General features: G+C 48.7%; 16 protein-coding genes. 11 read left to right on the top strand and 5 right to left on the bottom strand.

Going from position 1 to position 13,082, the window contains the following annotated elements:
• Nucleotides 1-104: 104 nt before the first annotated feature.
• The 3 genes from WJM45_RS19320 to WJM45_RS19310 form a co-directional block, all read right to left on the bottom strand.
• A complete protein-coding gene (locus WJM45_RS19320; protein WP_341326647.1) occupies nt 105-482 on the bottom strand; it encodes a DUF423 domain-containing protein in 378 nt (125 codons plus the stop codon).
• A gap of 1 nt (nt 483) precedes the next feature.
• On the bottom strand, nt 484-1,002 hold the full coding sequence (gene moaB, locus WJM45_RS19315; protein WP_341326646.1) for a molybdenum cofactor biosynthesis protein B: 519 nt from the start codon (nt 1,000-1,002) through the stop codon (nt 484-486).
• Between the two features lie 120 nt (nt 1,003-1,122).
• On the bottom strand, nt 1,123-2,478 hold the full coding sequence (locus WJM45_RS19310; RefSeq protein WP_341326645.1) for a DegQ family serine endoprotease: 1,356 nt from the start codon (nt 2,476-2,478) through the stop codon (nt 1,123-1,125).
• 267 nt (nt 2,479-2,745) lie between these two features.
• On the opposite strand from WJM45_RS19310, the gene WJM45_RS19305 reads away from it, so the two are divergent.
• A complete protein-coding gene (locus WJM45_RS19305; protein ID WP_341326644.1) occupies nt 2,746-4,113 on the top strand; it encodes a cyclic nucleotide-binding domain-containing protein in 1,368 nt (455 codons plus the stop codon).
• A gap of 80 nt (nt 4,114-4,193) precedes the next feature.
• Here WJM45_RS19305 and rpmG read toward each other — a convergent pair whose 3' ends face one another.
• Entirely contained in the window at nt 4,194-4,349 is a 156-nt protein-coding gene (rpmG, locus tag WJM45_RS19300) for a 50S ribosomal protein L33 (protein ID WP_014150284.1), read from the bottom strand.
• Nucleotides 4,350-4,360: 11 nt separating this feature from the next.
• On the bottom strand, nt 4,361-4,597 hold the full coding sequence (rpmB, locus tag WJM45_RS19295) for a 50S ribosomal protein L28 (RefSeq protein ID WP_014150285.1): 237 nt from the start codon (nt 4,595-4,597) through the stop codon (nt 4,361-4,363).
• Nucleotides 4,598-5,300: 703 nt separating this feature from the next.
• Between rpmB and WJM45_RS19290 the strand changes: the two genes are divergently transcribed.
• The 10 genes from WJM45_RS19290 (at nt 5,301) to WJM45_RS19245 (ending at nt 12,792) form a co-directional block, all read left to right on the top strand.
• Complete coding sequence (locus WJM45_RS19290) at nt 5,301-5,435, top strand: hypothetical protein (RefSeq protein ID WP_341326643.1); 135 nt, start codon at nt 5,301-5,303, stop codon at nt 5,433-5,435.
• 143 nt (nt 5,436-5,578) lie between these two features.
• Nucleotides 5,579-6,526, top strand: a complete 948-nt coding sequence (gene gshB, locus WJM45_RS19285) for a glutathione synthase (protein ID WP_341326642.1) — start codon at nt 5,579-5,581, stop codon at nt 6,524-6,526.
• Between the two features lie 401 nt (nt 6,527-6,927).
• Nucleotides 6,928-7,809: a TonB family protein gene (locus WJM45_RS19280; protein WP_341326641.1), complete on the top strand. Its 882-nt coding sequence runs from the start codon at nt 6,928-6,930 to the stop codon at nt 7,807-7,809.
• A 166-nt stretch (nt 7,810-7,975) separates the two neighbouring features.
• Nucleotides 7,976-8,539 carry a YqgE/AlgH family protein gene (locus WJM45_RS19275; protein ID WP_341328980.1) on the top strand — a complete coding sequence of 188 codons (564 nt, stop codon included), beginning with the start codon at nt 7,976-7,978 and terminating at the stop codon, nt 8,537-8,539.
• On the top strand, nt 8,532-8,978 hold the full coding sequence (gene ruvX / locus WJM45_RS19270; RefSeq protein ID WP_341326640.1) for a Holliday junction resolvase RuvX: 447 nt from the start codon (nt 8,532-8,534) through the stop codon (nt 8,976-8,978). The genes WJM45_RS19275 and ruvX overlap by 8 nt, the downstream gene beginning before the upstream one ends.
• 9 nt (nt 8,979-8,987) lie before the next feature.
• The gene (gene pyrR, locus WJM45_RS19265; protein ID WP_341326639.1) at nt 8,988-9,506 is read left to right on the top strand and encodes a bifunctional pyr operon transcriptional regulator/uracil phosphoribosyltransferase PyrR; all 519 of its coding nucleotides are present in this window, start codon (nt 8,988-8,990) and stop codon (nt 9,504-9,506) included.
• Between the two features lie 3 nt (nt 9,507-9,509).
• Nucleotides 9,510-10,475, top strand: coding sequence for an aspartate carbamoyltransferase catalytic subunit (locus WJM45_RS19260; RefSeq protein ID WP_341326638.1), 966 nt, complete (start codon nt 9,510-9,512; stop codon nt 10,473-10,475).
• Nucleotides 10,475-11,764 (top strand): dihydroorotase, encoded by a 1,290-nt coding sequence (locus WJM45_RS19255; RefSeq protein ID WP_341326637.1) that lies wholly within the window; start codon nt 10,475-10,477, stop codon nt 11,762-11,764. The genes WJM45_RS19260 and WJM45_RS19255 overlap by 1 nt, the downstream gene beginning before the upstream one ends.
• On the top strand, nt 11,757-12,059 hold the full coding sequence (locus WJM45_RS19250) for a cytochrome c (protein ID WP_341326636.1): 303 nt from the start codon (nt 11,757-11,759) through the stop codon (nt 12,057-12,059). The genes WJM45_RS19255 and WJM45_RS19250 overlap by 8 nt, the downstream gene beginning before the upstream one ends.
• A 4-nt stretch (nt 12,060-12,063) precedes the next feature.
• The gene (locus WJM45_RS19245; protein WP_341326635.1) at nt 12,064-12,792 is read left to right on the top strand and encodes a TIGR00730 family Rossman fold protein; all 729 of its coding nucleotides are present in this window, start codon (nt 12,064-12,066) and stop codon (nt 12,790-12,792) included.
• Nucleotides 12,793-13,082: the final 290 nt, after the last annotated feature.

Genomic DNA, 13,082 nt, shown 5'->3' with positions numbered 1-13,082 from the left:
AAAGTGTACCGTAAAAAAGCGAATTGATCCTTTGTTCGGTTTAGTCGCTTGCTTTTATTACCTTAAGGGAGCGATCGAATGCTCGGCGCTTTATTATTCGCCTTCTACCGCTGTTCTTTGGCGGCATATAAGGCCAACGTTATCCAAGCGGCGATGAATGCCAGACCGCCGAATGGCGTAATCATGCCCAGCCATTTTTGGTCGAGCAAAGTCAAAAGGTACAAGCTGCCCGAAAAGAGCACGATGCCGGCAAACATGAGCCAAGCCGACCATGACAACAGCGCTTGCCGAGGATTTTGCCGATGCAGCAGGCCGATTGCGCACAAACCTAACGCATGCCACATATGGTAGGTCACGCCGGTTTTGTAAACTTCAAGCATATCGGGGCTTAGCACCGCTTTTAAACCGTGCGCGCCGAATGCCCCCAAGCCGACGCCAATGCCGGCACATAGCGCGCCGACGACTAAAAAATCCCAACGCATGTTATCGCTCCTTTAACCGCGGCATTAACTGCACAAGATTACATGGCTTGGTTCGAAAATCCAGTTGAGCCTCGATTAATTGGTCCCAAGCCGTCTTGCAAGCATTCGACGAGCCTGGCAAACAAAAAATGTAGGTTCCGTTCGCGACGCCGGCGACTGCGCGCGACTGTATCGTCGATGTTTTGATCGTTTGATAGGAAATCATCCGGAAGACTTCGCCGAACCCGTCTAAGGTTTTATCGAGCAACGGCTCTACCGCTTCCGGCGTTCCGTCTCGACCGGTCACGCCGGTGCCGCCGGTGGTTAAAACCGCATCGACCGAGTCATCGGCGATCCATTGCGACAGCGCCGCTCTGATTCGATAAATATTATCCGGAACGATTTTTTTTTCCGCAATGCGATGACCCGATGCCAGCGCCTTGTCGACCAGTATTTTACCCGAAACGTCATCGGCTTCGTTACGGGTATCGGATATCGTCAATACGGCAATATTGAGTGCTATGAATGTTCGTTCGGTCATTGAATTCGTCATCAGTGATACAAAAAAGTTGTAATTATTCAGCACAAGTTATGTATTCCGCATCCTTAGGAATCAATGCCTGACACCACCCAACCACATGCGCTGATTAGTCGCAAAAGGTTATTTCAAAACCAAGAAGAAGGCTTCTTCGCCGCGCTGTATATTGATCAATAATGCGTTGTTGGGGTTGGCGACTTGAGCAAGTTCTTCTATTGTGCGAATCCGATAGCGATTGGCTGAAACGATAATGTCGCCCGGTCGTAACCCGGCTCGCCAAGCGTAGGAGTTTGTTGCTATCTGTTCGAATAAAACCCCTTCTATTTGATTTTTTTGTGTCGAACTTAACACGGTGCCGTCAAGACGAGGATGAATCGTTTTACCGGCTAAATGAGGTCGCTGAGGCTTGCCGATTTCAGCCTGAACCAGCATTTTTTTATCATCACGCATAATGCCGATATCGACTTTGGCGCCGATTTTCATTAAACCGATCATATTGCGAATATCGTGACTGCCTTTGATTTTTTGTCCATTGACTTCAATGATAATATCGCCTGGTTCAAGTCCGGCTTTTGCCGCGGGAGAGTTTCCGGCCACTTTGCTGATTACGGCGCCATGTTTGGTTTTTAAACCGAAGGCTTTAACCAGTTCTGGAGTCAAATCCTGAGTCGTGACCCCCAGCAAGCCGCGCCGCACTTCGCCATGAGTGACTAGAGACTCCTTGATCGTCATCGCCATATTGGCCGGAATCGCAAAGCCGATACCGACATTGCCGCCGCCCGGCGCCAATATCGCGGTATTCATGCCGACAAATTCGCCGCGCAAATTGACCAACGCTCCGCCGGAATTTCCCGGATTGATCGACGCATCGGTTTGAATGAAATCCTCATAGCCTTCGATGCCCAAACCGGATCGACCCAGCGCACTGACGATACCCGAAGTCACTGTCTGACTCAGTCCGAATGGGCTGCCGATCGCAATGACGAAATCGCCGACTCTCAATTCGTCGGAGTTGGAAATAGGCAAGGCAACCAAGTTATCGGCGGCAATTTGTACGACCGCAACATCGGCTTCAGGGTCGGTACCGATCAATTTGGCATCGAGTTGGCGTCCATCATGCAGTGTCACCATGATTTTATCGGCTTTGTCGATGACATGATTATTAGTCAACACATAGCCTTTCTCACTATCGATAATGACTCCGGATCCCAAGCTGTTGCGTTGTTGCCGGCGAGGCCGGTCCGGTAATTGAAAAAAATGCCGGAAAAACGGATCTTGCAATAACGGATTTTCTCTAACCTGAATATTGGTTGATGTCGATATATTCACGACTGCCGGCATGCTGCGTTCGAGAATGGGCGACAGCGACGGCAAGGGCTGTCCCTCCACCGCAACCGGCAATCCTGCCGATACTTGCGTGACGGCTAAAAACCCGAATGCTAAGGTCAATATCAAATGACCGAATAAGTGATTCTTCATGAAAGTCCTCGACAGGCTTTAAAATCAACGTAGACAATATAAGGCAAAAAATGTTTAAAACAAGTCAAAAACCGAAAATATGGCCGCGCGAATCATATGATCATCAGGCTCTCGTTATCCTAAATTCGGTATTAACCTTCAAGTGCATTAAGCCTTTCAACGGCTTGCCAAACTTAACAAAATGCAAGTTCCTTATTCTTCATGGTGAAATGCTTTATCTAGGATAATGAGCTATATTAGTCAATTTAATCCTTCCAATGAATTTGAATGGCTGTAAATATCAGCTCCGCAGACGCACAAGCAATTCGTAAACTTGTTCCACTATCCACTCTGCCCGGACCTCATTTCGAAGCATTGTGCGCCGAAATCACCATCGAAACGGCAGAGCGCGATTCGGTATTATTCAAAAAAGGGGACACGGAGGCGGACTTATTTTATTTATTGAGCGGCCAAGTTTCCTTGGAGGCTCAAGGCCTAAAGGTCGAAATAATTGATGCAGAAGGCGAATCTGCCCGCTTCGCCTTAGCTCACCAACTACCTAGAAAAATTGACGCCGTGGCATGCAGTAGCATTCGATTTTTAAGGCTGCCTACGGAAACACTGAATTATTTATCGTCGCTAAGTTATGAAGAGGAAAGTAGTTACATGGTTATAGTCGAACCGGAAGACAACTCTGATGACTGGATGACAACTTTATTGAGGTCTCCGATATTTCAAAGATTGCCGCCGGCCAACCTACAAAAAATAATAATAAGCCTCGAAGAGGTCGTCTTTGAGAAAGGCGAAGCCGTTTTCCATCAAGGCGATCAGGGCGATTATTATTATTTGATCAAATCCGGCCAGTGCTTGCTGACTCGCAAACCTTCCGAAAATGCCAAGGAGATCAAGCTAGCACTCCTAAGAACGAGCGATACTTTCGGAGAAGACTCTCTCTTATCGGATAAACCCAGGAATGTCACGATTACAGCCATCAGCAAGCTGTCTTTGTTACGTCTTTCCAGGCAGAATTTTATAACACTGATCAAAGAGCCCTCGCTGAAATACATCGATTTCGAGCAAATGCGGCAAGAACAAGCCAATGGAGCGATTTTATTGGACGTCCGCTCAACCGAAGACTATAACCAATTTCATTTAGACGACAGTATTAGCGCGCCGTTCTTTACTCTACGAATGCAATTAAAAACGCTCAATCGCGCCCGCACCGTCGTGGTTGTTTGCGCTAACGGCAAAACCAGCGAGGCGGCTGCATTTTTGTTGCTCCGCAATAAATTCAAAGCGTTTATTTTGGAAGGCGGCATGCAAAAGGTCTCGCCTGAACTTAAAAAAACGGCGGCTCTATTCACGATCGACGACGGCTTCGAAACCACGTTTCGCAATACCGAAAGCTCGGAAACAAACTCGGAAGAAGACGCTCCAACCGCGACGCATAAAGCGAATTCCGCTGACAAGGGATTGCTCGAGCAGGTCGAACAACTAAAAGCACAAAACGAGGCCTTATCGGATAAAAATCAGGAGCTTATTGAGAGATGCAAGCAACTGGAAGCTGCCAAGGAAGATGCCATCAAGCAATACCGAATATTATTCAAACAAACGGAAAAGCTAAAAGAAGTTTTGGATAAACTTAAAAAACAATGATTGCGGCGATAGACGAAAAAGCCGCGGCGCTTTAGGCGTAACCGCGGCTTTCCGGGCAACGAAAGAAGTGTCGTCAAAAATTATTTGATTTTAGCTTCTTTGTACATCACATGCTTGCGAACAACAGGATCGAATTTTTTGATCTCCATTTTCTCAGGCATAGTGCGTTTGTTTTTTGTCGTAGTATAAAAATGTCCGGTGCCTTCGGATGAAACGAGTTTGATTTTATCGCGCATGGTTGATCCCCTTATGCCTTAATGCCTTGTTTACGCAAATCGGCCAAAACGGCATCAATGCCTCTTTTGTCGATAACGCGCATGCCTTTCGTGGAAACACGCAGGCGAACCCAGCGATTCTCGCTTTCCACCCAAAAACGATGGTGTTGTAGATTGGGGCAAAAACGTCTTCTGGTTTTATTGTTTGCGTGCGATACATTATTACCGGTTACGGGGCGTTTTCCTGTAACCTGACAGACTCTGGACATGATTAACCTCTTTGTTTGCCATTGTTCAAAAATTAGCCCGCTTTTATACCAAATTTTAGTTGTCAGGTAAACCTTTTACTCCTATCTGAATGAAAAAACGTCTGAACAATAAAAGCTGATATTTCACTTCTTTCGGGTTTTTCGTGACTGTACCCGTAGATCAAAATTCGGCCCCGGCGCCTCCTTGGGGCGCTGTCGAATTTTAGATTGCGGAAGGTTTATATGGAGTATTCGTAAATAGTAACGTTCATGAAGGCCTAGCCATCGCCCCGGCAAATGAAAGTTCTCTGGTGGCGGAAGGTGCGGTCACTCGCCCGACAGGACGCCGTGAACCCAGCACCTACTCCCTTTTGATTGAAAAACCGTCTAAGAATAAAAGGTATGGGATGTGTCTATCGAGGAACGCCGTAAACCCATCCATGGAGGCTTGGCGGCAGCTCCCTGCTGCCGACATCCTCGCTAGCCACACCCCATACCTTCATAAAGTTAACCATTTTTTGAGTATAAAGGGAGTAAATCCAGCACCTAAATTCCATAGGTCTTTGGCAATGATTCAAATTCATGGCTTATTTAGGTGCTGGATGAATTATCCAAGATAGTTAACCATAGCCAATGGACTATGGAATTTAGGTGCTGGGTGAATACGTCCATGTAGGCTCGACGGCGGCTCGAACGCCAAGGACGGCGTGAATGCAGATTTTGCATGGAGCAAAAATCTGCCCTGCCGCCGACGCCTGTCGATCGAGCAACCGCACCCTCTTCGGAACCGACATTGTTTTTTCATATCGAAAAAATAGATAAGGAATGCAAAACTGCGAACTTTCTCAGTAAAGAATAGATAGATTTTCATGCGGCATAGATCCTTGAAACCTCATTGCCATCGCATGACACGCTAAAACATTCTTTCCCAAGACCTCTGAAACCGCTATAGTTGACGCCTTGTTGCCACCCCTTTTTAATTTCGGATTATTGAGAGTTTTTATGTCTATAAAATTCGGCATGGTCATGGACCCGATCGATCGCATCAACATCAAGAAAGATACAAGCTTTGCAATGCTTCTTGAAGCTCAAAGCAGGGGATGGGAGTTGCATTATATGGAGCTTAACGATCTTTATATGCGTAACGGACGCGCCTATGCGCGTACCCGTTTATTGGAAGTTCAAAGAAACCCGGAGCGTTGGCATCGATTTTCGAGTGAACAGGATATCGCGCTGGATCAACTCGATGTCATCATGATGCGCAAAGATCCTCCTTTCGATCAAGAATACATTTATGCGACTTATCTGCTCGAGCGGGCCGAAACCTTAGGCGCTTATGTCATCAATAAACCTCAGTCCTTGCGTGACGCCAATGAAAAACTGTTTACCGCATGGTTTCCTCAATGCTGCGCGGAAACCTTGGTGGCCCGCGATCCGAAACGGATTCGCGATTTTTTGGCGGAACAAGGCGAGATTATTTTAAAACCGCTGGACGGCATGGGCGGTACGTCGATTTTTCATTTGCGCAAGGACGATCCGAATTTAAGTGTCATTTTGGAAACCATGACGCAATACAATTGTCGTTATGTAATGGCGCAAAAATATCTACCCGAGATTAAAAACGGCGATAAACGTATTTTGATCGTCGACGGCGAGGCGGTGCCTTACGCGTTGGCCAGAATTCCGGCTCAAGGAGAAACTCGCGGCAACCTGGCTGCCGGCGGCAATGCGGAAGGCCGTGTGCTAACCGCTCGAGATTCTTGGATTGCCAAACAAATCGGGCCGACCTTACGCGAAAAAGGTTTAATTTTTGTCGGCCTCGACGTCATCGGCGATTATCTCACCGAAATCAACGTCACTAGCCCGACTTGCGTACAAGAACTGGATAAACAATTCGGATTGAACATTGCCGGCCAGTTGATGGACCATATTGAATTAAAGCTTCGCTGAATTTCTCGAAAGTTTATCGAACTCATTTCGGGCGCTGGCGCGGGACGGGTTATTCAACTCGCCCCGAACGTTTCGGTTTGCTTTGGGTAGGGTCGAAACGTGCAAGACAGGGTGACCAACCCCGTTCCGCATAGATACTTCCTTTAAAATTAAGTTTGTAGCACGAAGCATGTAGCCCGTATGAAGCGTAGCGGAATACGGGCTAGCGTGGCTTCGAACTTCCCGGATTGCGCTACGCTCCATCCGGGCTACGCTGCTTAGACGGTTTTTCGATCAAAATGAAGTAGCTTGATGAGTATAGGTTGTAAACCCATCCTGCATAGAGACTTCCTTTAAGTTAAAGTTTATAGTTTAATGAAAACAAGTATAGTTTCCGTTTAGTCTTTAGCAATCAAGAAATTATGACAACATCAAGAGCTTTCTTGGGCGGAGTTTCCAGCACATCGGAAAACGATGCCTTAATGATCACCCTATTTATTGCCGCTATACTGCATATTATGGTTATCCTAGGCATTAATTTTTCAATGCCTAAACAAGAAGAGACTCATCGTGCAATTGAAATCACGTTAGCCACGACGCCGGCACAAAAAGCCCCTAAACAGGCGAGTTTTCTAGCCCAGGAAAATCAAATCGGCGCCGGCAAACAAAAAACCAAACCAACCCCGCCTAAACAAAAGCTGCCTAGCCGCGGGACCTTGCCTAACAAGCAACCGCAAAGCAAACCGGTTCAACGTCAAGCCGCAGCCCCCAAAAAAATAATCAGCACGATTCGCCCAGCCGAGACAAAAGCACCTCCCGTACCGGTTAAATCCCCGGTTCAACCGCAAAGCAAACCGGTTCCGAAAATTACCGCCGCAGCCTTGCAACAACAAATTGCGCAGCTGGGCACCGAAGTTCGGCAACAGCAACTCAGCGCCGACATCAGCAAAATCAAGCATGTCAATGCGGTGAGCACTCATAAATATGTTGCTTCGCAATATGAGATGGACTGGAAAAAAAAGGTGGAAGCGACCGGCAACCTTAATTATCCCGAAGTTGCACGCAAAAAAAATTTTTTCGGCACGTTGACGATGGAAGTCGGCATCAATCCGGACGGTACGATATATAATATACGAATTAAACGTCCTTCAGGCAATGCAGCCCTAGACGAAGCCGCCAAAAGGATCGTTCGTTTAAGCGCGCCGTTTCCGCCATTGCCTCAAGAATTGCTCAAGGAATTGGATGTATTAGTGATTACCCGGGTTTGGAAGTTTTCGGACGAATCGGGAATGTCAGCACGTTAACACAGCTTTAACATTTACTGAATATACGCTTTTGAATATTAGGATAAAACCAAGAATGCAGCAGGCTTTTTAATCCTTATGACTTAAGAGTTTAATCCGTAGACACTACATTTGTTAAAGCTGGGTTAACTCATTAACTCGCGCAGCCATGAACACACTTACCGATATGACCGATACGACTTATTTAAATAATCAGTTCCTGATAGCGATGCCCAATCTGACCGATCCGGGTTTTTTTCATACCGTGACCTACCTATGTCAGCATAACGCCGATGGCGCATTAGGTATTGTGATCAATCGGCAGATCGACATGAAGCTGGGCGACATCTTCAAACAAATGCAAATCAACGTGACCTTTCCGGCAGCTGCGGAAGCTCCGGTATTTTTCGGCGGGCCGGTACAACAGGAACGCGGTTTTGTGATTCACAACCCATGCGGAAGATGGGACTCCTCGATCTCGATATCGGATGAAATCTCGCTAACCACGTCGCGCGATATTCTCGAAGCCATCGCGATCGGCAAAGGCCCCGAACAATATCTAGTTGCCTTGGGCTATGCCGGCTGGGGCGAGGGCCAATTGGAGCAAGAAATCGTCAATAATGCTTGGCTGAACACGCCTAGCGGCAATGACATCATCTTCAATACGCCGGTCAATCAACGCTGGCAGGCCGCAGCTCATCAAATCGGCATCGACATCAATCAATTAACCGCGCCGGCAGGACATGGCTAAACACGACCCGCTAGTTCCTCGCAATCACGATACCTACCTCGGTTTCGATTTCGGTAATAAAAAAATCGGCGTGGCGGTTGGGCAAACCACGACCGGGACGGCCAATGCCTTATCGACTTTACGCTCGGTTAATCAAGTACCGGACTGGACGGCTATCGGTCGGCTTATTCAAGAATGGCAACCGGCGGGCTTAGTCGTCGGTATTTCCCGGCAGAGCGATGGCCAGGATAATCCGATTACCCCGCGTATGCTCAAATTTTGCCGGCAATTGGAAGGACGCTTTCAACTACCGGTTTTTCAGCAGGATGAAACCCTGACCACTTTTGAAGCCAAACAAATGCTGTACGACGACGTGCGAGTCAGCGCAGGCAAGCTATGGGAAGTGCAAGATCGGCTTGCCGCCCAGCTCATATTACAAACATGGCTCAACACTCAATAACCCCGACATATGACCCATCAACAACTCGATATTACTGAATTATTGACTCGGCTGGAGTCGGCTATCGGCAATATAATCACTACCAGAAAGCTTGAAAATCCGGTGATGATCGGCATTCGCACCGGCGGCGTCTGGATTGCCGAACGCCTCCATCAACGCTTGGGTTTGACAGAGCCTTTAGGGCTATTGGATATCACGTTTTACCGCGACGATTTTTCGCAAATCGGCGTACATCCGAATGTCAAGCCGAGCGCCTTGCCGAACACGATTGAGGGCCGCGATATTATTCTGGTCGACGATGTCTTTTACACCGGCCGTACGATTCGTGCCGCGCTCAACGAAATCTTCGATTACGGCCGGCCTAATCAAGTCGTGTTGGCGGTATTGATCGAACGCGACGGGCGGCAAATTCCGTTGCGTCCGGACTGTATCGGCACATCGATTCGTCTTGACGCCAATCAACGTATCAAATTAACCGGCCCGGACCCCTTGGGTATCGATATTCAAACTCTTGACGTAGCGGCCTAAGGCATGAGTCACAACAATTTACAATTAAACGCAGAAGGTAAATTGAAGCACTTTTTGACGATTGACGGCCTCGACAAAGCGCTGTTGACCGAAATTCTCGATACTGCCGAATCGTTTGCCGAAATGTCGGGGCATCATGTGAAAAAGGTTCCCTTATTGCGGGGTAAAACCATCGTTAATCTGTTTTTCGAAAACAGCACGCGTACCCGAACGACCTTCGAACTCGCGGCCAAAAGACTCTCGGCCGATGTCATCAGTATGAATATCGCGACTTCGGCCACCTCGAAAGGTGAAAGCCTGCTCGATACGATTCGCAATCTGGAAGCGATGTTTGTCGATATGTTTGTCGTACGTCACGGGACCAGCGGCGCCGCGCATTTTATCGCCGAACATACCGCGCCGCATATCAGCGTGATCAATGCCGGCGATGGCCGGCACAGTCATCCGACTCAGGCAATGCTGGATATGTTCACGATTCGGCAGTTCAAGCCGGATTTCAGCGCGTTGAGAGTCGCGATCATCGGCGACATCCTGCATTCCAGAGTTGCGCGCTCGCAAATTCTGGCACTCAATACCTTGGGCGCGGCCGAAGTTCGGGTTATCGCACCGAAAACTTTGCTCCCCGCCTATGTCGAAACGCTCGGCGTCACGGTCTGTCATAACTTGACCGAGGGACTCAAAGACATCGATGTCATCATCATGCTGCGTTTACAAAAAGAGCGCATGACCTCGGCCTTGTTGCCCAGCGAAAGCGAGTACTTCAAATGTTTTGGTTTGACGCCTGAAAAACTGGAAATCGCCAAGCCCGATGCGATCGTGATGCACCCGGGGCCGATCAATCGCGGCGTCGAAATCGATACGCGCGTTGCCGACGGTCCGCAATCGGTCATATTACGGCAAGTCAGTAACGGCATCGCAATACGTATGGCGGTCATGTCGATGGCGATGCAAACTCAAGGAGCGGCCTGATGAAAAGAATTCTGATTGAACAAGGGCGCGTGATCGATCCGGCCCGTTCGGTCGATCGAACCGGTCCGGTTTATGTTGCCGACGGCAAAATTCTTGCCTTATTCGAGAACCCCGACGGCTTTGAGGCCGACAGCGTCATCGACGCTTCCGGTCAAATCGTCTGCCCCGGCTTTATCGATATTAGCACTCGCTTGCGTCAACCGGGCCAAAGTCATAAAGCCACGTTTCAAACCGAAACCAAGGCGGCCGCGGCCGGCGGCATTACCACCTTGATTTTACAACCCGATACACGGCCGGTCATCGATACGCCGGCAATTACCGAGTTGGTCAAAGAATTGGCCGAAAACTCCAATTACCGGCAAATCCTGCCGATCGGCGCGCTAACGCAAAATCTTGAAGGCCAAGAGCTCAGTTCGATGTTGGCGCTACGGGAGGCGGGCTGCATAGCGGTCGGCAACGGAGGCAAACCCATCAGCAATCTACTCGTATTGAGGCGCGCGATGGAATATGCCGCCAGTCATGATTTATTGCTGATCTACCGCCCCAATGAGCACAGCCTGAGCAATGAAGGCTGCGCGCATGAAGGGGCGTTCGCGACCCGCTACGGCTTGCCCGGCATACCCGAAACCGCCGAAACGATCGCGTTGTCGCAATGTCTCGAACTGGCCGAGCTGACCGGGTGCCGCGTGCATTTCGGACAAATCAGTTGCCGCCGTTCGGTGATCAAAATCCAGCAGGCCCAAAAGTATGGATTATCTGTCAGTGCCGATATCGCGGCGCATCAGTTGCATCTGACCGAAAACGACATGAAGCCTTTCGACAGCGCTTACCATGTTTTACCCCCGTTACGGAGCGAGCAGGATAAACATTTTCTAAGGAAGGCACTGATGCAAGGCACCATCGGCACGCTGTGTTCGGATCACCAACCGCACGACCTCGATGCTAAATTAGGCGCGTTTCCGGAAACCGAACCCGGTATATCGGCGCTTGAAACGTTATTGCCGTTAATGCTGAAACTGGTCGATGAAAAATTGATTACACTTTCTCAAGGCATTGCCGCGTTAACACAAACCCCCGCCAAGATACTGAGTTTAGAATGCGGCACAATGACGCCAGGGAAATCCGCCGATATTTGCATATTCGACCCTGAGCGCCGATGGAAAATCGACCGTTCGACTTGGTATAGCAAAGGCATCAATACGCCCTATTGGGGCGAAACATTAACCGGCCGCGTCAGCGCTACATTGCAATCCGGTAAAATTATTTATCAAGGAGTGTTTCATGATTAAGATCCTGCTCGTTTCCGCTTTTTTTTTATTAGCGGCTTGCTCGCGCGACTATACGCCGGGGTCTTCGGCGACCGGCGAAACCATTTTCAAGGAAGCCTGCGCGGAATGTCATCAACCCAAAGACCCGGCAGTCCCGCAAGTCGTTTTTTCACTCAACGAGAAAAATGCTAATGAAAGGTATATCACTCACAAAGTGCAGGGCGGCTCGCTGATGATGCCCAAGTTCCCGAATATCACCGGTAGCAAAATGCGCTCGCTCAGTTCTTACGTGCTCAATCATAGCGTAGCCAAATAAAGCGATGAAAACCCCAAACAAGCAACACGATACCGCCAACATCATCGATGATGTCAAAGGCGATCAATCTTGGCGTATATTTAGGATCATTAGCGAATTTACCGAAGGTTTCGACCGGTTATCCGGTTTGAGCGATGCGATTTCTATTTTTGGTTCCGCGCGCATACAACCGGATCATCATTATTATTTGAAAACGGTCGAAATTGCCGAATTACTCGGCCAGCATAATTTCGCGGTTATCAGCGGCGGCGGTCCCGGAATCATGGAAGCAGCAAACAAGGGCGCAAAATCCCAAAAACCGCCTGCGGTAGGCTTGAATATCGAATTGCCTATGGAGCAACACCCGAATCCTTATCAGGATATCTCGCTGAATTTTCGGTACTTCTTCGTCAGAAAAGTCATGTTTGTGCGTCATTCGATGGGCTATGTCTGCATGCCGGGCGGATTCGGTACGCTCGATGAGTTTTTCGAATCGCTGACCTTGATGCAGACGCATAAAATTTATCCGTTGCCTTTAGTGTTATTCGGCAGCGATTATTGGCAAGGTTTAATGGATTGGGTGCGGACCACGATGATCGAATACGGTACGATTTCGGAAGAAGACCTCAATTTCATCACCCTCACCGACGATCCGCAGAAAGTCGTCGATATCATGGTCAGGCACCGCGAATGGAAAAATCAACAGCGAAGACAAAGCTTAGGCTCCAATAATATCGATTATAGGTACAGTTGATCGCGCGAAGCGCATCCCCTTTGCGTTTAGCAGCAGCGGGGCGGATTATTCAACCCGCATACGCGCTTTCCCAAGCTGGAGCCCTCGCCGTTATACATAAGTCGTAGATACCGTCTTGCCAGCTTGGCGAATGTGACCTCGATACCCTTTATTGTTGATTAACGTACCCGGCTTTCCCTCACCTAGCGTTAGGTGAGGGACGACGAAGGCGTCGCTCCCACAAGGGGCTGAATGCTCTGTGGGAGCGATCCCCAGATCGCGATCTCGGAGCCACTGATATCCAATATCCG

Origin of the sequence: Methylotuvimicrobium sp. KM2, assembly GCF_038051925.1 — a bacterium.
Lineage (GTDB): Bacteria > Pseudomonadota > Gammaproteobacteria > Methylococcales > Methylomonadaceae > Methylotuvimicrobium.
The sequence above is the reverse complement of the archived record's forward strand: the minus strand, read 5'-3'. Positions and strand labels throughout refer to the sequence as shown.

Bases quoted from the DNA above. Each gene is read 5' to 3' on its own strand.
- WJM45_RS19320 (WP_341326647.1), bottom strand. From the start codon at position 482: ATGCGTTGGGATTTTTTAGTCGTCGGCGCGCTATGTGCCGGCATTGGC.
- moaB (WP_341326646.1), bottom strand. From the start codon at position 1,002: ATGACCGAACGAACATTCATAGCACTCAATATTGCCGTATTGACGATA.
- WJM45_RS19310 (WP_341326645.1), bottom strand. From the start codon at position 2,478: ATGAAGAATCACTTATTCGGTCATTTGATATTGACCTTAGCATTCGGG.
- WJM45_RS19305 (WP_341326644.1), top strand. From the start codon at position 2,746: ATGGCTGTAAATATCAGCTCCGCAGACGCACAAGCAATTCGTAAACTT.
- rpmG (WP_014150284.1), bottom strand. From the start codon at position 4,349: ATGCGCGATAAAATCAAACTCGTTTCATCCGAAGGCACCGGACATTTT.
- rpmB (WP_014150285.1), bottom strand. From the start codon at position 4,597: ATGTCCAGAGTCTGTCAGGTTACAGGAAAACGCCCCGTAACCGGTAAT.
- WJM45_RS19290 (WP_341326643.1), top strand. From the start codon at position 5,301: ATGGAGCAAAAATCTGCCCTGCCGCCGACGCCTGTCGATCGAGCAACC.
- gshB (WP_341326642.1), top strand. From the start codon at position 5,579: ATGTCTATAAAATTCGGCATGGTCATGGACCCGATCGATCGCATCAAC.
- WJM45_RS19280 (WP_341326641.1), top strand. From the start codon at position 6,928: ATGACAACATCAAGAGCTTTCTTGGGCGGAGTTTCCAGCACATCGGAA.
- WJM45_RS19275 (WP_341328980.1), top strand. From the start codon at position 7,976: ATGACCGATACGACTTATTTAAATAATCAGTTCCTGATAGCGATGCCC.
- ruvX (WP_341326640.1), top strand. From the start codon at position 8,532: ATGGCTAAACACGACCCGCTAGTTCCTCGCAATCACGATACCTACCTC.
- pyrR (WP_341326639.1), top strand. From the start codon at position 8,988: ATGACCCATCAACAACTCGATATTACTGAATTATTGACTCGGCTGGAG.
- WJM45_RS19260 (WP_341326638.1), top strand. From the start codon at position 9,510: ATGAGTCACAACAATTTACAATTAAACGCAGAAGGTAAATTGAAGCAC.
- WJM45_RS19255 (WP_341326637.1), top strand. From the start codon at position 10,475: ATGAAAAGAATTCTGATTGAACAAGGGCGCGTGATCGATCCGGCCCGT.
- WJM45_RS19250 (WP_341326636.1), top strand. From the start codon at position 11,757: ATGATTAAGATCCTGCTCGTTTCCGCTTTTTTTTTATTAGCGGCTTGC.
- WJM45_RS19245 (WP_341326635.1), top strand. From the start codon at position 12,064: ATGAAAACCCCAAACAAGCAACACGATACCGCCAACATCATCGATGAT.